At 71.7% G+C, this 19086-nt stretch carries 15 protein-coding genes and 1 pseudogene; 14 read left to right on the top strand and 2 right to left on the bottom strand.

The window, feature by feature from the left end; translation table 11 throughout:
- Positions 1-26 precede the first annotated feature (26 nt).
- The 14 genes and pseudogenes from B9O00_RS06135 to B9O00_RS33435 all read left to right on the top strand — a co-directional run bounded on the left by B9O00_RS06135 (position 27) and on the right by B9O00_RS33435 (position 16729).
- Positions 27-566, top strand: a complete 540-nt coding sequence (locus tag B9O00_RS06135) for a RidA family protein (protein WP_085121582.1) — start codon at positions 27-29, stop codon at positions 564-566.
- A gap of 4 nt (positions 567-570) precedes the next feature.
- Positions 571-1662, top strand: coding sequence for a transaldolase (gene tal, locus B9O00_RS06140; protein WP_085121583.1), 1092 nt, complete (start codon positions 571-573; stop codon positions 1660-1662).
- A 54-nt stretch (positions 1663-1716) separates the two neighbouring features.
- Positions 1717-3354 (top strand): glucose-6-phosphate isomerase, encoded by a 1638-nt coding sequence (pgi, locus tag B9O00_RS06145; RefSeq protein ID WP_085121584.1) that lies wholly within the window; start codon positions 1717-1719, stop codon positions 3352-3354.
- Complete coding sequence (locus B9O00_RS06150; protein ID WP_085121585.1) at positions 3354-4322, top strand: 2-deoxy-5-keto-D-gluconate 6-phosphate aldolase domain-containing protein; 969 nt, start codon at positions 3354-3356, stop codon at positions 4320-4322. The genes pgi and B9O00_RS06150 overlap by 1 nt, the downstream gene beginning before the upstream one ends.
- A 10-nt stretch (positions 4323-4332) precedes the next feature.
- Positions 4333-5379 carry a phosphogluconate dehydrogenase (NAD(+)-dependent, decarboxylating) gene (gene gnd, locus B9O00_RS06155; protein WP_085121586.1) on the top strand — a complete coding sequence of 349 codons (1047 nt, stop codon included), beginning with the start codon at positions 4333-4335 and terminating at the stop codon, positions 5377-5379.
- The gene (gene tkt, locus B9O00_RS06160) at positions 5376-7433 is read left to right on the top strand and encodes a transketolase (protein WP_085121587.1); all 2058 of its coding nucleotides are present in this window, start codon (positions 5376-5378) and stop codon (positions 7431-7433) included. Before gnd ends, tkt begins: the two co-directional genes overlap by 4 nt.
- 75 nt (positions 7434-7508) lie before the next feature.
- Positions 7509-8966 (top strand): annotated as a pseudogene (gene zwf, locus B9O00_RS06165) (glucose-6-phosphate dehydrogenase); the annotation flags it as partial.
- Between the two features lie 130 nt (positions 8967-9096).
- Positions 9097-9927, top strand: a complete 831-nt coding sequence (locus tag B9O00_RS06170; protein WP_085121588.1) for a Cof-type HAD-IIB family hydrolase — start codon at positions 9097-9099, stop codon at positions 9925-9927.
- Positions 9924-10649: a 6-phosphogluconolactonase gene (gene pgl / locus B9O00_RS06175; protein ID WP_085121589.1), complete on the top strand. Its 726-nt coding sequence runs from the start codon at positions 9924-9926 to the stop codon at positions 10647-10649. Before B9O00_RS06170 ends, pgl begins: the two co-directional genes overlap by 4 nt.
- A 62-nt stretch (positions 10650-10711) precedes the next feature.
- Positions 10712-11395 carry a ribulose-phosphate 3-epimerase gene (gene rpe, locus B9O00_RS06180; RefSeq protein WP_085121590.1) on the top strand — a complete coding sequence of 228 codons (684 nt, stop codon included), beginning with the start codon at positions 10712-10714 and terminating at the stop codon, positions 11393-11395.
- Positions 11392-12651: a ribose-5-phosphate isomerase RpiA gene (gene rpiA, locus B9O00_RS34110; protein WP_085121591.1), complete on the top strand. Its 1260-nt coding sequence runs from the start codon at positions 11392-11394 to the stop codon at positions 12649-12651. The genes rpe and rpiA overlap by 4 nt, the downstream gene beginning before the upstream one ends.
- A gap of 85 nt (positions 12652-12736) precedes the next feature.
- Complete coding sequence (locus B9O00_RS33665) at positions 12737-14215, top strand: alpha,alpha-trehalose-phosphate synthase (UDP-forming) (RefSeq protein WP_085121592.1); 1479 nt, start codon at positions 12737-12739, stop codon at positions 14213-14215.
- Positions 14216-14354: 139 nt separating this feature from the next.
- A complete protein-coding gene (locus tag B9O00_RS06195) occupies positions 14355-16229 on the top strand; it encodes a glycoside hydrolase family 15 protein (protein WP_322111187.1) in 1875 nt (624 codons plus the stop codon).
- Positions 16226-16729 carry a hypothetical protein gene (locus B9O00_RS33435; protein ID WP_200808420.1) on the top strand — a complete coding sequence of 168 codons (504 nt, stop codon included), beginning with the start codon at positions 16226-16228 and terminating at the stop codon, positions 16727-16729. The genes B9O00_RS06195 and B9O00_RS33435 overlap by 4 nt, the downstream gene beginning before the upstream one ends.
- 35 nt (positions 16730-16764) lie before the next feature.
- On the opposite strand, the gene B9O00_RS06200 is transcribed toward B9O00_RS33435, so the two are convergent.
- Both B9O00_RS06200 and B9O00_RS06205 read right to left on the bottom strand, forming a co-directional pair.
- A complete protein-coding gene (locus B9O00_RS06200; protein WP_085121593.1) occupies positions 16765-17355 on the bottom strand; it encodes a DNA-3-methyladenine glycosylase in 591 nt (196 codons plus the stop codon).
- Positions 17356-17420: 65 nt separating this feature from the next.
- Positions 17421-19049 carry an MDR family MFS transporter gene (locus B9O00_RS06205; protein WP_085121710.1) on the bottom strand — a complete coding sequence of 543 codons (1629 nt, stop codon included), beginning with the start codon at positions 19047-19049 and terminating at the stop codon, positions 17421-17423.
- Between the last annotated feature and the right edge of the window lie 37 nt (positions 19050-19086).

The raw sequence follows: 19086 nt of genomic DNA on the forward strand, positions 1-19086 counted from the left end.
GTCACGACCCTCGAAGGAGGCCTTTCATGGCGCCAAGACCCACCTCTCCGACGCGCCGCGATCCTCCCGGTGGCCCCGAGCGGCGCCTGGCACGCCTCGGGATCGAGCTGCCGAGCCCCCCTGAGCCGTTCGGTGCCTACGTCGAATCCGTGCAGGCGGGCGGGCTGCTGTTCCTGACCGGCATGCTTCCGACCGAGGGCCGAACGGCGACCTTCACGGGCCGGGTCGGCGCGGAGCTCGACCCGGAGCAGGCGCGCCAGGCGGCGCGTCTGGCGGCGCTGAATGCGCTCGCCGTCGCGCGGCAGCATCTCGGCTCGCTCGACCGGGTGGCGCGGGTCGTCCGGCTCGGCGTGGCGATCGCGACCGCGGGCGACTTCCGCGAGCACCCGAAGGTCGCAGACGGCGCCTCCGAGCTGTTCCAGGAGGTCTTCGGGGCGGACAGGAACCCCTGCCGGCTGGTTCTCGGCGTGGCCAGCCTGCCGCTCGGCGCGGCGGTCGAGCTCGAGGTGATCTTCGCCGTCGAGGAGCAGCAGTCTCGCTCGGCTCCGCCACCGGCCTCGCGGTGATCCGATGAAGCCGACCCGGAAGCTCCACGATCTCGGCCAGAGCCTGTGGCTCGACAACATCACGCGCGAGCTGCTGCAGAGCGGCAGCCTGGAGCGCTACATCGAGGAGCTCTCGGTCACGGGCCTGACCTCCAACCCGACGATCTTCGACCACGCGATCCGGAGCAGCGGCAGCTATGACGAGCAGATCCGGCGCGAGGCGGCGGCCGGTCGCTCCCCGGAGGCGCTGTTCTTCGAGCTCGCCCTGGCCGACGTGACCGGCGCCGCCGACCTGTTCCGCCCGACCTTCGAACGGACGGACGGCGTGGACGGGTGGGTGTCGCTGGAGGTCTCGCCCCTGCTCGCCCGCGAGACCGAGGCCACGCTGGCAGCCGCCGTCGACCTCCATCGGCGCGCCGCCCGGCCCAATCTCCTGATCAAGATTCCGGGGACCGCCGAGGGCCTGCCCGCCATCGAGGAGGCGATCTTCGCCGGCGTGCCGGTCAACGTGACGCTGCTCTTCACCCCGGCCCAGTACCGCGCCGCCGCCGAAGCCTACCTGCGCGGCATCGAGCGGCGCATCGAGGCCGGCCTCAACCCGGCCGTGGCCTCGGTCGCCTCGCTCTTCGTCAGCCGCTGGGACGTCGCGGTCCGCGGCAATGTGCCGGAGGAGCTGCTCGACCGGCTCGGCATCGCGGTTGCCGGACAGGCCTACAGGGGCTATCGCGAGCTGCTGTCCTCGGCGCGCTTCCAGCGCGCGGCCAATGCCGGCGCCCGCGCCCAGCGCCTGCTGTGGGCGAGCACCGGCACGAAGAACCCGGCGGCGCCGGACACGCTCTACGTGACGGCGCTCGCGGCGCCCTTCACCGTCGACACCCTGCCGGAGAGCACGCTGCTCGCCTTCGCGGACCACGGCACGCGCGGCGCCCTGATGCCGCCGGACGGCGGCGACTGCGACGCCGTCCTGGCCCGCTTCGCCGACGCGGGCGTGAACGTCGAGGCGCTCGGCGCCCGGCTCCAGGACGAGGGCGCCGCCGCCTTCGTGGCGTCGTGGCACGACCTGCTCGACCGCATCGCATCGAAGAGCGCCGCGATCGCGGCGACTGGCCAGGCCTGACCGACCGGTGCCCGTCCCACCAGCCAGCGCGGCGAGACCGCTAGGGAGCCATCGATGAGCAAGACGAGCCTGCGGGACTGCCCCGCCTGGAGGGCGCTGGAGACCCACAGCCGGGCGGTCTCCGGCCTGCACCTGCGGCAGCTCTTCGCGGAGGACCGGGCGCGCGGGGAACACCTCGCCGTCGAGGCCGCCGGCATCTACCTCGACTATTCCAAGAACCGGGTCACGAGGGAGACCCTCGGGCTGCTGGTCCGGCTCGCCGAGGCGTCGGGCCTGCACGACCGCATCGAGGCGATGTTCGGAGGCGACAGGATCAACGTCACCGAGGATCGTGCGGCGCTCCATGTCGCGCTGCGCGCGCCGCGCGACGCCGTCATCGAGCACGAGGGCCGCAACGTCGTGCCCGAAGTGCACGGCGTCCTCGACAGGATGGCGGACTTCGCCGAGCGGCTGCGGGACGGGCGCTGGAAGGGCCACACGGGCAAGCGCATCCGGACCGTGGTCAACATCGGCATCGGCGGCTCCGACCTCGGCCCGGCCATGGCCTACGAGGCGCTGAGCCACTACAGCGATCGCGCGATCGCCTTCCGCTTCGTCTCCAACGTCGACGGCACGGACCTGGCCGAGGCCCTGCGGGACCTCGATCCCGCGGAGACGCTGTTCATCGTCTCTTCCAAGACCTTCACGACGCAGGAAACGATGACCAACGCGCAGTCGGCGCGGGCCTGGCTGCTGGCGGGGCTGCAAGGCGCCGAGGCCGCAGTGGCGAGGCATTTCGTCGCGGTCTCGACCAATGCCGAGGCGGTCGCGGGCTTCGGCATCGACCGCGACAACAGGTTCGGCTTCTGGGACTGGGTCGGCGGCCGCTATTCCCTGGACTCGGCGATCGGGCTGTCGACCATGATCGCCATCGGCCCGGAAAACTTCCGCGCCCTGCTCGATGGCTTCAGGCAGATGGACGAGCACTTCCGCAGCGCGCCCTTCGCGCGCAACCTGCCGGTGCTGATGGGCCTGCTCGCGCTCTGGTACTGCGACTTCCTCGGCGTCCAGACGATCGCCGTCCTGCCCTATGAGCAGTACCTGAAGCGCTTCCCGGCCTATCTCCAGCAGCTGACCATGGAGAGCAACGGCAAGCACGTCACCCTCGACGGCACCACCGTCGACTACGACACCGGCCCGATCTACTGGGGCGAGCCGGGGACCAACGGCCAGCACTCCTTCTACCAGCTGATCCACCAGGGCACCCGGCTCGTGCCCTGCGACTTCATCGCCTTCGCCAGGCCCCTGAACCCGCTCGGCAGGCACCACGACATGCTGCTCGCCAATGTCTTCGCCCAGGCCGAGGCGCTGGCCTTCGGCAAGACCGAGGAGCAGGTCCGGGGCGAAGGCACGCCCGACCGGCTCGTGCCGCACCGCGTCTTCGAGGGCAACCGGCCCTCGAACATGCTCCTGCTCGACGAGCTGACGCCGGAAGCCCTCGGCAAGCTGGTCGCGCTCTACGAGCACAGCGTCTTCACCCAGGGCGCGATCTGGCGCATCGACTCCTTCGACCAGTGGGGCGTCGAGCTGGGCAAGGTGCTCGCCCGGCGGATCCTGCCCGAGCTGGACTGCGCCGGGGAGCCCGAGCTCGGCCACGACAGCTCGACCAACGCGCTGATCCGGCGCTACCGCGCGACGAGAGGAGCCGCCTGATGCCGCGGGGATACGAGCGTCCGCTCTACCTTCTGCCGTTCGACCATCGCGGCTCCTTCCAGACCGGGCTGTTCGGGTGGCACCCGCCGCTGGACGAGGCGCAGACCGCTGCCGTCTGCGATGCCAAGCGGATCATCTACGACGGCTTCCTGCGGGCGCTCGCCGGCGGCGTGCCGGCGCAGAAGACCGGCATCCTGGTCGACGAGCAGTTCGGCGCGGCGCTCCTGCGCGATGCGGCCGGCAGGGGCGTGGCGACGGCCTGCCCGCAGGAAAAGAGCGGCCGCAACGAGTTCGCCTTCGAGTACGGCGAGGACTTCCCACGCCACGTCGAGCGCTTCGATCCGACCTTCTGCAAGGTGCTGGTCCGCTACAACCCAGGAGGCGACCGGGCGCTGAACCGACGCCAGGCCGCCCGGTTGAAACGCCTGTCGGACTTCCTCGCGGCCCGCGGCCGCAGCCGCTTCCTGTTCGAGCTGCTGGTGCCCGCCGAGAAGAGCCAGCTCCAGCGACTCGGCGGCGACCTGGAGGCCTACGACCGCGAGCTCAGGCCCGATCTGATGGTCGAAGCGATCCACGAGCTCCAGGAGGCCGGCGTCGAGCCCGACCTCTGGAAGGTCGAGGGCCTGGACAGCCGCGAGGATTGCCGTGCCATCGTCGCGGCGGCGCGCGCCGGCGGCCGGGACAAGGTCGGCTGCATCGTCCTCGGGCGCGGCGCGGACGGCGAGAAGGTCCGGGAATGGCTGACGGTCGCGGCCGGCGTACCGGGCTTCGTCGGCTTCGCGATCGGCCGGACCGTATTCTGGAGGCCGCTGGTCGACTGGCTCGCCGGCAAGGCGACCCGCGAACGGGCCGTCGCGGAGATCGCAGCGCGCTTCGCCGAGTTCGTGGACCTCTTCGAGAAGGAGGCCCTGCTTCGCCTGCCCGGCATGCCCCGTGGGAGCCGGGTCGACCAACCGCTTGTCCAATGAGGAACGACGCATGCAGCTGGGAATGATCGGCCTGGGCCGGATGGGAGCGAACATGGTGCGCCGGCTGCTGGCCGGCGGCCACGACTGCGTGGTCTTCGACCGCTCTGAGCAGGCGGTCGCCGCCCTGGTCGCCGAGACGGCGTCCGGCGCCACCACGCTCGAGCAGCTCGCCGGGCAGCTGGAAAGGCCCCGGGCGATCTGGCTCATGGTGCCGGTCGGGGCGGTCGATGCGACCGTCGAGGCGCTGCTGCCCCACCTCGAGCCGGGCGACATCCTGATCGACGGCGGCAACAGCCACTACGTCGACGACATCCGGCGCGCCGGCGCGCTCGCCGCCCGGGGCGTCCGCTACCTCGACGTCGGCACCAGCGGCGGCGTCTGGGGGCTGGAGCGGGGCTACAGCATGATGATCGGCGGTGATCGCGACGCGGTCACGCATCTCGATCCGATCTTCGCGACCCTCGCCCCCGGCAAGGACGGGGCATCGGACCCGGAGGCGCCGCAGCGGACGTCCGAGCAGGGCTACCTGCACTGCGGGCCGAGCGGTGCCGGCCACTTCGTGAAGATGGTGCACAACGGCATCGAGTACGGCGTGATGGCGGCCTACGCCGAGGGCATGGCCGTCCTCGAGGCGGCCAACATCGGCAACGAGGTCCGCGCCGTCGACGCCGAGACCACGCCGCTGCGCAATCCCGAGCACTACCGCTACGACTTCGACCTGGCGGAGATCGCCGAGGTCTGGCGCCACGGCAGCGTGATCTCGTCCTGGCTGCTCGACCTCTGCGCCGCGGCCCTGGCCCAGGACCCGCGCCTGGCGGCCTTCGCCGGGCGCGTGTCCGACTCCGGCGAGGGCCGCTGGACGGTCAAGGCGGCCATCGACGAGGGCGTGCCGGCGTACGTGCTGTCGGCCGCCCTCTACGAACGCTTCAGCTCCCGTGGCGAGGCCGGCTTCGCCAACAAGCTGCTCTCGGCGATGCGCTACCAGTTCGGCGGCCATGAGGAGAAGCGGCCGGATCGGGACCGCCCGAGCCAGGCCGCGAAGGAATCCCGGTCATGACCGGGAACGCCCTGGACCAGCTCGCGATCGCGACGATTCGCACGCTGTCGATCGACGCGGTCCAGCAGGCCAAGTCGGGCCACCCGGGCACGCCGATGGCGCTGGCACCGCTGGTCTACGCGATCTGGAATCGCGTCATGCGGTTCGACCCCAAGGATCCGATCTGGCCGAACCGGGACCGCTTCGTGCTGTCGAACGGCCACGCCTCGATGCTGCTGTGGTCGGTCCTGCACCTGTCCGGCACCCACGCGGTGAACGCGGAGTACGAGCGTCTGGGCGAGCCGTCGGTCACGCTCGACGACATCCGCCGCTTCCGCCAGCTCGACAGCAGGACGCCCGGGCATCCGGAGTACCACTGGGTGTCCGGCGTCGAGGCCACGACCGGACCGCTCGGCCAGGGCATCGCGACCAGCGTCGGCATGGCGATCGCCCGCAGCTGGCTGGCCGAACGCTACAACCGAGAGGACTTCGCGCTCTTCGACTACGACATCTACGCGGTCTGCGGCGACGGCTGCCTGATGGAGGGGGTCGGCTCGGAGGCGGCCTCGCTCGCGGGCCACCTCGGCCTCGAGAACCTCTGCTGGATCTACGACAACAACCGGATCACCATCGAGGGGCCGACCAGCCTCGCCTTCACCGAGGACGTCGCGGGCCGCTTCCGGGCCTACCGCTGGAACGTGCTGCAGGTCGCCGACGCCAACGACCTTGCCGCGATCGAGGAGGCGCTCGGCCGGTTCCGGAAGACCCGCGGCCGGCCGACCCTGATCGTCCTCGACAGCCACATCGGCTACGGCTCGCCGCACAAGATCGACACGGCCGCCGCCCATGGCGAGCCCCTCGGCGAGGAGGAGGTCCGTCTCGCCAAGCGGGCCTACGGCTGGCCGGAGGACGCGAGCTTCCTGGTGCCGGACGGCGTCCGCGAGCACTTCGACGCGGGCATCGGCGCCCGCGGGGCCGAGGCCTGGCAGCGCTGGGAATCGCTCTTCGACGCCTATCGCGAGCGCTTTCCCGAGCTCGCCGCCGAGATCGAGCAGATGCAGCGCCGCGAGCTGCCGGCCGGCTGGGACGCCGACCTGCCGAGCTTCCCGCCGGATGCCAGGGGCCTTGCCGGCCGCGACGCCTCCGGCCGGGTGCTGAACGCGCTCGCCCGCCGCGTTCCCTGGCTCCTCGGCGGCTCGGCCGACCTCGGACCCTCCAACAGGACCACCCTGACGTTCCCCGGGGCCGGCGACTTCGGCGCCGAGAGCCCCGGCGGACGCAATCTCCACTTCGGGGTCCGGGAGCACGCCATGGCGGCGATCGTCAACGGCCTGTCGCTCTCCAAGCTGCGCGCCTTCGGGGCGACCTTCGCGATCTTCAGCGACTACGCCCGTCCGGCCCTCCGGCTCTCGGCCATGATGGAACTGCCGACCGTCCTCGTGCTGACCCACGACGCGATGGGCGACGGCGAGGACGGCCCGACCCACCAGCCCGTCGAGCAGCTGATCTCCCTGCGTGCGATCCCCGGACTGGTCGTGCTGCGGCCCGCCGACGCCAACGAGGTCGTCGAGGCCTACCGCTACGTCCTGCAGCTGCGCCACCGGCCGGCGGTGGTCATGCTGTCGCGCCAGCCGCTGCCGACCTTCGACCGTCGACGCTACGCGCCGGCCGCGGGCCTCGCGCGCGGCGCCTACGTCATGGCCGACGCGCCGGACGGCCAGCCGGAGCTGGTCCTCATCGCCTCGGGCAGCGAGGTCTGCCTGGTCGTCGCGGCGCACGAGGAGCTGGCGGCCCGGGGCATCCGGTCGCGGGTCGTGTCGATGCCGTCCTGGGAGATCTTCGAGCAGCAGCCGGAGGCCTATCGGCAGGAGGTGCTGCCGGCGCAGCCGGCCGCGCGCATCGCCGTCGAGCAGGGCTCGACGCTGGGCTGGGAGCGCTACGTCGGCGCCGGGGGGCTGGTCATCGGCATGAAGACCTTCGGCGCCTCCGCCCCCCTCAAGGATCTGCAGCGCCGGTTCGGCTTCGAGCCGGAGCGGATCGTCGCCGCGGCGACGGGCCTGCTCGGGCGCAAGTGACCGGACGCGGGCGGCACGGGCCGGCCACTCTCACCGCGGCGCGACCGCACCCTCGACGCACAGGAGACCGACAGCATGCCGGGTAAGCAGGGTCAGAGTCGGAGAGCCGGCGCCGCCGCGCCGCGCGGGAACGGGCCGGCGCCGGCCTGCACCCTGGTGGTCTTCGGCGCCGCCGGCGACCTGACCAAGCGCCTGGTCGTTCCGGCGCTCTACAACCTGGTGAGCGAGCGGCGGCTGTCCGAGGGCTTCAGGCTCGTCGGGGTCGACCATAACCGGCGCAGCGTCGAGGAATGGCGCCAGGGCCTTCTGGACCAGCTGCGGGACTCGGTCGGCAGCGATGCCGAGTTCCAGGCCGAGGCCATCGACGGGACGGCCTGGCGCTGGCTCTGCGAGCGCATGAGTTATCTCGAGGGCGACCTCAACGATCCGGAGACCTACGCCCGGCTGCGCGAACATCTCGCCGAGCTCGAGCGGAGCGCCGGCACCGCCGGCAACTGCCTCTTCTACCTCGCCGTCGGCGAGCGCTTCTTCGGTGTCGCGGTCCAGGGCCTCGCCGCCGCCGGCCTGCTTGCCGAGGCGCGCGGCCGCTGGCGTCGCGTGGTCATCGAAAAGCCGTTCGGCCGCGATCTGGCGTCGGCCAGGGCGCTCAACACCAAGATCCTGACGATGATGCGGGAGCGCCAGATCTACCGGATCGACCATTTCCTGGGCAAGGAGACGGTCCAGAACATCATGGCGCTGCGCTTCGCCAACGGCCTCTTCGAGCCGCTCTGGAACCGCCAGCACATCGACCACGTCCAGATCACCGCGGCGGAGACCGTCGGCGTCGAGCACCGCGCCGGGTTCTACGAGCGGACCGGCGCCCTGCGCGACATGGTGCCCAACCACGTCTTCCAGCTCCTGGCCATGACGGCGATGGAGCCGCCGATCTCCTTTGACGCCGATGCCGTCCGCGACAAGAAGGCCGAGGTCCTGCAGGCGATCCGCCCGCTCAGCCGGAGGCGCGTGCTGCGCGACGTCGTCCGTGGCCAGTACGACGCCGGAACCGTGCTCGACAGGACCGTCGAGGCCTATCGCCGGGAGCCCGGCGTGGCGCCGGACTCGGCGACCGAGACCTTCGTCGCCTGCAAGCTGAAGATCGAGAACTGGCGCTGGGCCGGCGTGCCCTTCTATCTGCGCACCGGCAAACGGATGCGAAAGCGCTGGACGGAGATCGCCGTCCGCTTCCACCAGGCGCCCTACACGCTGTTCCGCGGCACGCACGTCGAGCGGATGCATCCCAACTGGCTGATCCTGCGCATCCAGCCGGACGAGGGCATCGCGCTGGAGTTCGCCGCCAAGCGCCCCGGCCCGGCCGTCGCGCTCAGCAGCGTCAGCATGGACTTCGCCTACCGGAGCCACTTCGAGATGGCGCCGCGCACCGGATACGAGACGCTGATCTACGACTGCATGACGGGCGACGCGACGCTGTTCCAGCGCGCCGACAACATCGAGGCGGGCTGGCGGGCGGTCCAGCCGATCCTGGACGTCTGGGCGGAGGCGCCGCCGAGCATATCCCGATCTACGCCGCCGGCGGCGACGGCCCGGCCGCGGCGGATGCCCTGCTGGCGCGCGACGGGCGCGCCTGGCGCGCGCTGGCCTGACCGGCAGAAGGAACACGACGATGACAGCCGATCGCAAGATCTCCCTCGTGGTAGCGGACGTCGACGGCACGCTGCTGACCGAGGAGAAGGTCCTGACGAGGCGCGCCCGGGACGCGATCTCGGCGTTGCGGGAGTCGGGCATCCGCTTCGCCATCACCAGCGGACGGCCGCCGCTCGGCATGGCGATGCTGCTGGACAGCCTGCGCCTCGAAACGCCGCTCGCCGGCTTCAACGGCGGGCTCTTCGTGACGCCCGAGCTGACCGTCATCGAGCGCCGGACGCTGGCGAGCGGAGTGGCCGCCCGATCGATCGAGCTGATCCGTGACCACGGCCTCGACCCCTGGGTCTACCGCGACAGCGAATGGCTGATCGGCCGGGCCGACGCCCCCCATGTCGCCCGCGAGGCCTGGACCGTCCAGTTCCAGCCCAGAGTCGTCCCCGATGTCGGCGACCGCCTGGACCAGATCGTCAAGGTCGTCGGCGTCGGCGACGACCTCGGCAGAGTGCAGCGCTGCGAGGCCGCCGCCCAGGCGGCTTTCGGCGCGAGCGCAACCGCCAGCCGCTCCCAGCCCTACTATCTCGACATCACCCACAAAGACGCGAACAAGGGCTCGGTCGTGGACTTCCTGTCGCGCCACCTCGGCGTGCCGGCCGAGGAGATCGCGACCATCGGCGACCAGCCCAACGACGTGCTCATGTTCAGGCGCTCCGGCCTCTCCATCGCGATGGGCAACGCCCCGGATCCGGTCAAGGCGCAGGCCAGCGTGACGACCGATTCCCATCAGGACGAGGGCTTCGCCAAGGCGATGGAGCGCTTCGTTCTCGGGGTGCCGGCCGAGGCGGCGCCATGAGCGGGATACAGGGACGGATCGAGACCTTCGCGGATCCGGCGTCGCTTGCGGCGCACGTCGCCGACTGGATGACGGCGGCGGCGCTGGCGGCGACGGGCGACTTCCGGATCGCGCTGGCCGGCGGCTCGACGCCGAAGGCGCTCTACAGGCTCCTCGCGACGGAGCCTTTCCTCGGGCGCTTCCCCTGGCCGCGCGTGTCGTGGTTCTGGGGCGACGAGCGCTTCATTTCCCACGACGATCCGGCGAGCAACTACCGGATGGTCCACGAGGCGATGCTCGCGCGGGCGCCGGTGCCGCCGGACAAGATTCACGCGATGCCGGACGACGGCACGCCCGAAGAGGCCGCCTCGCGCTACCAGTGCACCCTGCAGAAGATCTACGGCGCCAGGACGCTGGATCCGGCCAGGCCCTTCTTCGACATCGTCCTGCTCGGGCTGGGCGACGACGGCCATACGGCCTCGCTGCTGCCGGGCCAGCCGGTGCTGGACGAGCGCCTGCGCTGGGTCGCGGCGGTCGCCCGCGGCCGCCCCGAAGCGCGCCTGACGCTGACCTACCCGGCGTTCGAGTCCAGCCGCCGGGTCGCCTTCCTGGTCTCCGGCAAGGAGAAGGCGGCGATCCTCGGGGCGATCCGTAGGGGCGACGGCTCCCTGCCGGCGGCGCGCGTCAGGCCGCTGGGCGAGCTCGTCTGGTTCGTCGACCGGGCAGCGGCCGGCACCGGCTAGCACGGGCCGACGCCGGCTCCGCCCGGCCGCCGCCTCGAACAAGCGCACGCGAGGAAGCCACCATGCCGTCGATTCTCGTCGCCCCCTCGATCCTGTCCGCCGACTTCGGTCGGCTCGCCGAGGAGGTCCGGGCCGTCGATGCCGCCGGCGCGGACTGGATCCACGTCGACGTGATGGACGGCCGCTTCGTGCCCAACATCACCTTGGGACCCGCCGTCGTCCGGGCGATCCGCCGGGCGACGGCCAAGCCGCTCGACGTCCATCTCATGATCGTCGAGCCGGAGCGCTACCTCGAGGCCTTCGCGGAGGCCGGCGCCGACCATCTGCTGGTCCACTCGGAGCCCGGCGCCACGATCCACCTGCATCGGGTGCTCGGCCAGATCCGTGCGCTCGGCAGGAAGGCCGGGGTCGTGCTCTCCCCCGCGAGCTCGCTCTCGCTCATCGAGTACGTCCTGGAGCTCTGCGACATCATCCTGGTGATGACGGTCAACCCGGGCTTCGGCGGACAGCGCTTCCTGCCCGAAATGCTGCCGAAGATCCGGCTCGTCCGGGCCTTGTGCGCGGAGGCCGGCCTCGAGCCCGTCATCGAGGTCGACGGCGGCGAGGACGAAGCCACCGCGGCACGGGCCGCGGCGGCCGGGGCGAACGCCATCGTCGCCGGCTCCGCGATCTTCGGCAGCGGCGACTACCCGGCGGCCATCGAGAAGATCCGCTCGAAGTCGGCGGCTGCGGGAGCTGGCCGATGAGCGCGTCCGGGACTCCGGCCGATGCGGGGCGGAACGCCGTGAAGCGCGCGGCGGCCGAAGCGGCGGTCGAGCTGGTCGAGAACGGCATGGTGGTCGGCCTCGGCACCGGCTCCACGGCCGCCTTCGCGCTGGAGGCGCTCGCCCGGCGCCACCGGCAGGGACTGCGCTTCCTCGGCATTCCGACCTCCGAGCGGACGGCCGCGGCCGCGCGGGCGGCAGGCCTTCCGCTGACGACCTTCGCCGAGCATCGGCAGATCGACCTGACCATCGACGGCGCCGACGAGGTGGAGCGGGGCACCCTCAACCTGATCAAGGGCCTGGGCGGTGCCCTGCTGCGGGAGAAGATCGTCGCTGCCGCCAGCCACCGGCTCGCGATCGTCGCGGACGCGGGCAAGCTGGCGGACCGCCTGGGCACTCTCGCCCCGGTCCCGGTCGAGGTCGTCGGCTTCGGGCTCGAGGCGACGCGCGCCTCGCTCGAGGCGCTCGGCGCCAGCACGCGTCTGCGCAAAGCGCCGGACGGCGAGCCCTTCGCGACCGACGGCGGCAACCGCATCCTCGACTGCAGCTTCGGCCCGCTCTCCGATCCCGCGCGACTGGAGCGGCGCATCCGGCACGTCGTCGGGGTGGTCGAGTGCGGCCTGTTCATCAGCCGGGCCGACCCCGTCATCGTCGCCGACCAGGCCGGCGTCCATCGCCTCGACAGCCCGCGCGCCCATCGCGGCTCGCCACCGATCCTGCTCGTCATGGGGCTGTCGGGCGCGGGCAAGTCGACCGTGGCGCTGGAGCTGAGGGCGCGGCTCGGCTGGCCCTTCGAGGAGGGCGACGCTCTCCACCCCGAGGCCAACATCGCGAAGATGCACGCCGGGATTCCGCTGACCGACGCGGATCGCGAGCCCTGGCTGGCGCGCGTGGCCGCCTGGATCGACGCCCGGCGCGCCGCGCGGCAGCCGGGCATCATCACCTGCTCGGCCCTGAAGCGGTCCTACCGGCAGGTCGTGGTCGGCAGCAGGCCGGAAGTGCGACTCGTCTATCTGCGCGGCGGACGCGACCTCATCGCCGAACACCTGATGGGGCGCCGCGGCCACTTCATGCCGCCGACCCTGATGCAGAGCCAGATCGAGACCCTGGAGGAGCCGGATCCGGACGAGGATCCCCTGACCGTCGACGTCGGATCGCCGGCCAGGGACGTCGCCGACACGATCATCCGCCGGCTCGCCGCCGCGTCGCCGGCCGGCTGGCGGGCGACACCCGTGTGAGGAGAGCGAAGACCCCGCCGGCGACGTGCGGCGGACGCCTGCGAGGACCGCTCCGGAAACAACGACTGTCGTAGGGAGAAAGAGCATGCGGCGCCTGGTCGTCGTCTCCAATCGGGTCGCTCCGTCCAGCGGGGCGGATAGCGCCGGCGGGCTGTCGGTCGGCCTGCACGCGGCGCTGAAGCGCTCGCAGGGCCTCTGGATCGGCTGGAACGGCAGGATCGAGGACTCGGCCCGCGAGGAGCTGCAGGTCGAGGACGGCGAAGCCTACCAGCTGGCCACCCGCAGCCTCTCGCAGGCGGAGCACGACCGCTACTACGCCGGGTTCTCAAACGGGGCCCTCTGGCCGCTGCTCCACGGCCGGTCCGACCTGATGCGCTTCGATCCGGAGGACCTGCCTTACTATCTCGCCGTCAACGAGCGCTTCGCCCGGCAGGCGGTTCCGCTGCTGTCGAGCGCCGATCTCCTGTGGGTCCACGACTACCATTTCCTCGCGCTCGGCGACGCGCTGCGCCGAAGGAACGCGCATCAGCCCCTCGGCTTCTTCCTGCACGTCCCGTTCCCCCACGCCGACTGCGTCGCCGCGCTGCCGTGCCACCATCAGGTCATGCGCCTGCTGTCGGCCTATGACCTGATCGGCTTCCAGACCGAGGCGAGCCTGCGCAACTTCCGGGACTATGTCGTCCGGCATCACGGCGCCCTCGCCGAGCCCGACCACGTGACGCTCGCCGGGCGGCGCGTGCGCGTCGGTCGCTTCCCGATCGGCATCGACGTCGACCGCTTCGCCGCTCTCGCCACCTCGGCCAGGGTGCAGCAGCTCGTCGGCGAGCTCCTGCCATGCTTCTCGTCTGCGGCCGGCATCGTCGGCGTCGACCGCCTGGACTACACGAAGGGGCTGCCGCAGCGCCTGAGAGCGTTCGAGCGGTTCCTGGAGCAGTCGCCGCAATGGCGCCGCCGGGCCTTTCTGACCCAGGTCGCGGCTCCGTCCCGCGAAGACGTGCAGGAGTACGCGGACCTGCGGCACGACCTCGACACGCTGTCCGGCCGCATCAACGCCCGGCACGCCAGCGTCGACTGGATGCCGCTGCGCTACATCAACCGGGCGCTTCCGCAATGGCGCCTCGCCGCGCTCTACAGGCTGAGCCGGGTCGGATTGGTCACGCCGCTTGCCGACGGCATGAACCTGGTCGCCAAGGAGTACCTCGCGGCTCAGGATCCGGCCGACCCCGGCGTCCTTGTCCTGTCTCGCTTCGCCGGCGCGGCCGACCAGCTCGGCTCGGCGCTCCTGGTCAATCCCCACGACTTCGGCGCGGTCGCGGCGGCGATTCGCCAGGCTCTCGAGATGCCGCTCGAGGAGCGCCGCAGCCGCTGGGCCTCGGCGATCGCCGGGCTGCGCGCTCAGGACGTCCACGACTGGCGCGAGCGCTTCCTTGTGGCGCTGGCGCAGAATCCCGAGCCGCCCCTCGTCCGCCTCGCCCGGGCGGCCACGGCCGGCGCCGGCCCGATGGTCGCGCCGTTCGGCGCGGCCGGTGGGTCGGTCCTGCCGGCTTCCGGCACGGCCTCGTAGCGGGACGGAAGGCCTCGAGCTGGCAGGGGTTCTCGACCAGCATGGTACGCCGGAAGCGGCGCGCACGGGAGAAGTCCGGCCGCTGCGCTCAGATGACCTCGCGCCGTTTCAGCGCGACCTGAATGAGGAGGACCTCGCCATGGAAGCCAGCGTCTCGAGCGATGCACCCGGCGCACCCGGCACGCCGCCGACCTGGACGAGCAGCGCCAAGGACATGGTCGGCTGCACGCTGGGCGGTTCGCATCTCTGGTTCACCCTGGGCTTCGGCATCGTCAACGAGGTCTACTATCCGCGCGTCGACATCCCGCAGATCCGCGACCTCGGCTTCATCGTCGCCGACGGCAAGGGCTTCTGGGCGGAGGTCAAGCGGATCGAGCGCTACTCGGTCCGCCTGATCGAGCCGGGCGTGCCGGCGGTCGAGATCGTCCACGATCACGAGCGCTACAGGCTCCGCCTGCGCATCGCGCCCGACCAGCGGCGCGACGTCCTGGCGATCGAGTGCCGGCTCGAAGGCGACGCGGATCTGCGCCTCTATGCGCTGCTCGCGCCGCATCTCGGCGCGACCGGCTGGGACAACAGCGCCAGCGTCGCGCCCTGCCGCGGCCGCAGGATCCTCTGCGCCGAACAGGGTCCCTTCGGCGTCGCGCTCGCCGCGGCGGACGAGCATCAGCGGGACGCCTTCGCACGGGTCAGCGCCGGCTATGTCGGCGTCAGCGACGGCTGGCAGGATTTCGCGCGTCACGGCGCGATGACCTGGGAATACCGGTCGGCCCGTGCCGGCAATGTCGCCATGATGGGCGAGCTGCCGCGCCATGCCGTTCTCGCGCTCGGCCTGGGGACCAGCGCCGCTGCCGCGGCGACGCTCGCGGTCTCGTCGCTCCTGCAGCCGTTCGACGAGCTGCTGCGGCAGCAGGTCGCGGCGTGGGAGGCATGGCATGTCGGCCGCCGCGCCGTCTGCCCGCTGCCGCCGAAGGTGCCGCCGGTGATCGACGCCCAGCTGATGACGTCGTCGGTCGTGCTGCGGTCCCATATCGACAAGACCTTTCCCGGCGCCATGGTCGCCAGCCTCAGCGTTCCCTGGGGCAACACGAGCAACCAGCGCGGCGGCTATCACCTGGTCTGGCCGCGCGACCTCGTCCAATGCGCCGTGGCGATCCTCGCCTTCGGCGCCCAGGAGGAGGCGAGGCAGACCCTGCGTTACCTCATCGCCACGCAGCGCGACGACGGGCGGTGGAACCAGTGCCAGTGGCTCGGCGGAACGCCCTACTGGCAGGGCATCCAGCTCGACGAGGCCGGCTTTCCCGTCCTTCTTGCCGCTGCCTTGGCCGAGCGCGGCGTCCTGGGCGGGATCGAGGTCCGCGACATGACCCGGCGCGCCCTCGCCCATATCGCCGGCGCCGGCCCGAGCAGCCAGCAGGATCGCTGGGAGGAGAACGAAGGGATCAACCCCTTCACCCTGGCCGTCTGCATCGCCGCGCTCGTCGCCGGCGCCGGGTTTCTCGACGAGCCGGCGAAAGGCTGGGCGCTCGCACTGGCCGATTTCTGGAACGCGAACGTCGAGTCCTGGCTGGCGGTCAGCGGCAGCGAGACGGGATGCCGCGTCGGCGTCGCGCGCCACTATGTCCGCGTCGCGCCGCCGCGAATCGTCGAGGATCCGCAGGCGCTCCAGGATCTGATCGCGATCCGCAACCGTGGCGGAGACGCCGGCACCGCCGCGGCGGAGGAGATCGGAACCGAATTCCTTCAGCTGGTCCGCTTCGGGCTCCGCAGCGCCGACGACCCGCTGATCCGGGATTCCCTCCGCGTCGTCGACGCGGTGCTGAAGACCGACACGCCCCGCGGGCCCGTCTGGCACCGCTACAACGGCGACGGCTATGGCGAGCACGACGACGGTCGGCCGTTCGACGGCGCGGGAACCGGGCGGGGCTGGCCGCTGCTCACCGGGGAGCGTGGCCACTACGAGCTGATGGCCGCGCCGAAGCGCTGCCCTATCTCGAGGCGATGGCCGCCATGACCAGCCCCTGCGGCATGATTCCGGAGCAGGTCTGGGACGGCGATGCCCTGCCCGCGCGCCGGCTGTTCCCGGGCCGGCCGTCGGGATCCGCGATGCCGCTGGCATGGGCCCATGCCGAGTTCATCAAGCTGGCGCTGTCGCGCGAGCTCGGCCGGCCCGCCGACCGGCCGCAGGCGGTGTGGCAGCGCTACCAGGGACGGCGCCGGGCCGCCGGCTACGCGTTCTGGTGGCCGCACGCGCCGATCGCCGCCGCTCCCGCCGGGGCCCGCCTCGCGATCGCGCTGCCGCGGCCGGCGATGGTGCACTGGGGCGTCAACGGCTGGCACGACCTGGCCGACGCGATGACGGAAGACAGCGGCCTCGGCTTCCAGGTCGCCACGCTCGAGGTCGCCACCCTGCGCGCCGGCGACCGGATCGACTTCACCTGGCGATGGCGGGACAGCGGGGAATGGCAGGGCCGCGACTATCGGGTCTCCGTCGCGCCCGCCGCCGGGGACTGAACGCGGCGATCCGCCGGGCCCGGCGGCAGCCCGCGTCAACCGCGCAGGCTGCGCGGGCCGCTGACCCAGGGGCTGCCGCTCTCGTAGAAGCGCAGCGGCCGGTCGGCTTCCTTCGTCAATCCGATGCGGACGCTCCGCGCGGGCTGCACCGCGGGCCGGCCGTCGACGCCCAGCCAGAGCGGCCCCGCGGCACAGAGGTCGACTCCGTCGCAGCGCCGGTCGATCGCCATTGCGGCCGCGAGCCGCCCCGGCCCCCTGGCCAGCTCCGTCAGCCGTTCCGTGCCGCGACGCTGCTGCATGACGGCCAGGCCTTCCAGCGGCTCCAGGGCGCGCAGCAGCACCCCGGCTCCGATGCCCCGCCGCTCGGCCGCGACGTTGCACATCCAGGACGAGCCGTAGGCGAGATAGATGTAGGCGTGCCCCCTGGCGAGGAAGAGAGAGCGATTGGCGACCGTCATGCCGATGAAGGCATGGCCCGCGGCGTCGCCGACCGGATAGGCCTCGGTCTCGACGATCCGGCCGCTGGTCCTGGCGCCGTCGTGGTCGCGGACGAGCAGCTTGCCGACGAGAAAGCGCGCCAGCTCGACCGTGTCTTCCGGCAGCTCCGACCGGCGCAGGCGACGCAAGCGGCCGTCTCGGGCGCACTCGGCCGGACCGGCCGGCCGATCCGACCCGGCATTTCGGTGAGGGCTCAATGCGCGCCGCCGCCGCCGAGATGATCGGCCTTGCGCAGCAGGGCGATGGCGACGAGAGCGAGGACCATGACGGCACCGATCAGGTAGAAGGCATCGCCATAGGCCATGATCGTCGCCTGGCGGCGGACCAGCCGGCCGATCGCCACCACCGCCTCGTGCCGGGCGACCGCGATGTCGCTGACGCCGTGGGCCATGAACCGGGCGGCGAGCGAGTCGATGCGCTGGTGCGTCGCCGGCTCGAACGGCGAGACCGCGCCGGTCAGGACGTTCGAGTGGAACTGCTCGCGCTTGGTCAGGAAGGTCTGCAGCGCGGCGATGCCGATCGCGCCGCCGAGATTGCGCATCATGTTGAACAGCGCCGAGGCCGAGCCGGCGTTCTCCGCCTCGATGCCCGCCGTGGCGATCGCCGACAGCGGCGCCAGGATGACCGCCTGGCCGAACGCGCGCACCAGGTTGGGCACGAAGAACTGGTCGCCGGAGAAGTCGTTGGAGAGATGAGTCGACAGGAAGTTGCTGGCCGCAAAGAGCGCGAAGCCGACGCCGACCAGGAGGCGCACGTCGCCCTTCTTCATCAGCCAGGGCACGAGCGGGATCAGCGCCAGTTGCGGCAGGCCGACCCAGGCCAGGACCTCGCCGATCTGCTCGGCATTGTAGCCCTGGACCTGCGACAGGTAGAGCGGCAGGACGAAGACCGAGCCGTAGAGGGCGGAGCCGAGCAGGAAGTTCGCGAAGCTGCCGAAGCCGAAATTGCGCCGGATCAGCAGCCGAAGATTCAGCAGGGGCTTGCTCGCGGTCAGCTCGACCCACAGGAACAGGGCGAGCGCCGCCGCGGCGACGATCGACAGGCGAACGATGAACGGCGAGCCGAACCAGTCGTCCTTGTTGCCTTCCTCGAGAACCGTCTGCAGGGCGCCCAGGCCGATCGCCATGGTGATCACGCCGGCCCAGTCGCCCTGCCTGATCAGGCCGAGCTGCATCGGGGCGCGCTCGAGCGAGGCCCACAGCATGACCACCATGATCCCGCCCGGCACCAGATTGACGTAGAAGATGTACTGCCAGCCGTAGGTGTCGTTCAGATAGCCGCCGATCGTCGGGCCGATCGCCGGCGCGAACGTCGCCGAGACCGCGAACAGCGCCATGCCGATCGCCTGCCTGGACTTGGGCAGCAGGGTGATGATCAGGGTGAAGGCCATCGGGATCAGCACCCCACCGGTGAAGCCCTGGAACGCGCGGACCACGATCATCTCGCCGAGGCTGTGGGTCTGCGCGCAGGCCGCCGAGAAGACCAGGAACAGCACGGAGTTGGCGAGGAGGTAGAGGCGGACCGAGAACACCCGCGCCAGCCAGGCGGTCAGCGGGATCACGATGATCTCGGTGATCAGGTACGAGGTCGAGATCCATCCGCCGTCGTCGATGCCGGCGCCGATCGCGCCCTGGATGTCCGCCAGCGACGAGTTGACGATCTGGATGTTGAGGACCGCCATGAAGGCGCCGAGCGTCGCCGCGATGACGGCGATCCAGGTCCGCACCGGGACGGTCTCTGCGCCGCCCGCTGCTCCCGGCACCGCGGCGGCGGCAGCCGGCCGCGGCAAGGCGGGGCGGTCGGTGACGGCGAGGTCCGCCATGGTCATCGTCCTCGTCTCAGGCCCAGGCCGTGCCGGG

It is taken from the genome of Tistlia consotensis USBA 355 (assembly GCF_900177295.1).
Lineage (GTDB): Bacteria > Pseudomonadota > Alphaproteobacteria > Kiloniellales > DSM-21159 > Tistlia > Tistlia consotensis.

Coding starts and splice junctions, on each gene's coding strand:
- pgi (WP_085121584.1), top strand. CDS start 1,717: ATGAGCAAGACGAGCCTGCGGGACTGCCCCGCCTGGAGGGCGCTGGAG.
- rpe (WP_085121590.1), top strand. CDS start 10,712: ATGCCGTCGATTCTCGTCGCCCCCTCGATCCTGTCCGCCGACTTCGGT.
- pgl (WP_085121589.1), top strand. CDS start 9,924: ATGAGCGGGATACAGGGACGGATCGAGACCTTCGCGGATCCGGCGTCG.
- B9O00_RS06205 (WP_085121710.1), bottom strand. CDS start 19,049: ATGGCGGACCTCGCCGTCACCGACCGCCCCGCCTTGCCGCGGCCGGCT.
- tal (WP_085121583.1), top strand. CDS start 571: ATGAAGCCGACCCGGAAGCTCCACGATCTCGGCCAGAGCCTGTGGCTC.
- B9O00_RS06170 (WP_085121588.1), top strand. CDS start 9,097: ATGACAGCCGATCGCAAGATCTCCCTCGTGGTAGCGGACGTCGACGGC.
- B9O00_RS33435 (WP_200808420.1), top strand. CDS start 16,226: ATGACCAGCCCCTGCGGCATGATTCCGGAGCAGGTCTGGGACGGCGAT.
- tkt (WP_085121587.1), top strand. CDS start 5,376: ATGACCGGGAACGCCCTGGACCAGCTCGCGATCGCGACGATTCGCACG.
- gnd (WP_085121586.1), top strand. CDS start 4,333: ATGCAGCTGGGAATGATCGGCCTGGGCCGGATGGGAGCGAACATGGTG.
- B9O00_RS06195 (WP_322111187.1), top strand. CDS start 14,355: ATGGAAGCCAGCGTCTCGAGCGATGCACCCGGCGCACCCGGCACGCCG.
- B9O00_RS06135 (WP_085121582.1), top strand. CDS start 27: ATGGCGCCAAGACCCACCTCTCCGACGCGCCGCGATCCTCCCGGTGGC.
- rpiA (WP_085121591.1), top strand. CDS start 11,392: ATGAGCGCGTCCGGGACTCCGGCCGATGCGGGGCGGAACGCCGTGAAG.
- B9O00_RS33665 (WP_085121592.1), top strand. CDS start 12,737: ATGCGGCGCCTGGTCGTCGTCTCCAATCGGGTCGCTCCGTCCAGCGGG.
- B9O00_RS06150 (WP_085121585.1), top strand. CDS start 3,354: ATGCCGCGGGGATACGAGCGTCCGCTCTACCTTCTGCCGTTCGACCAT.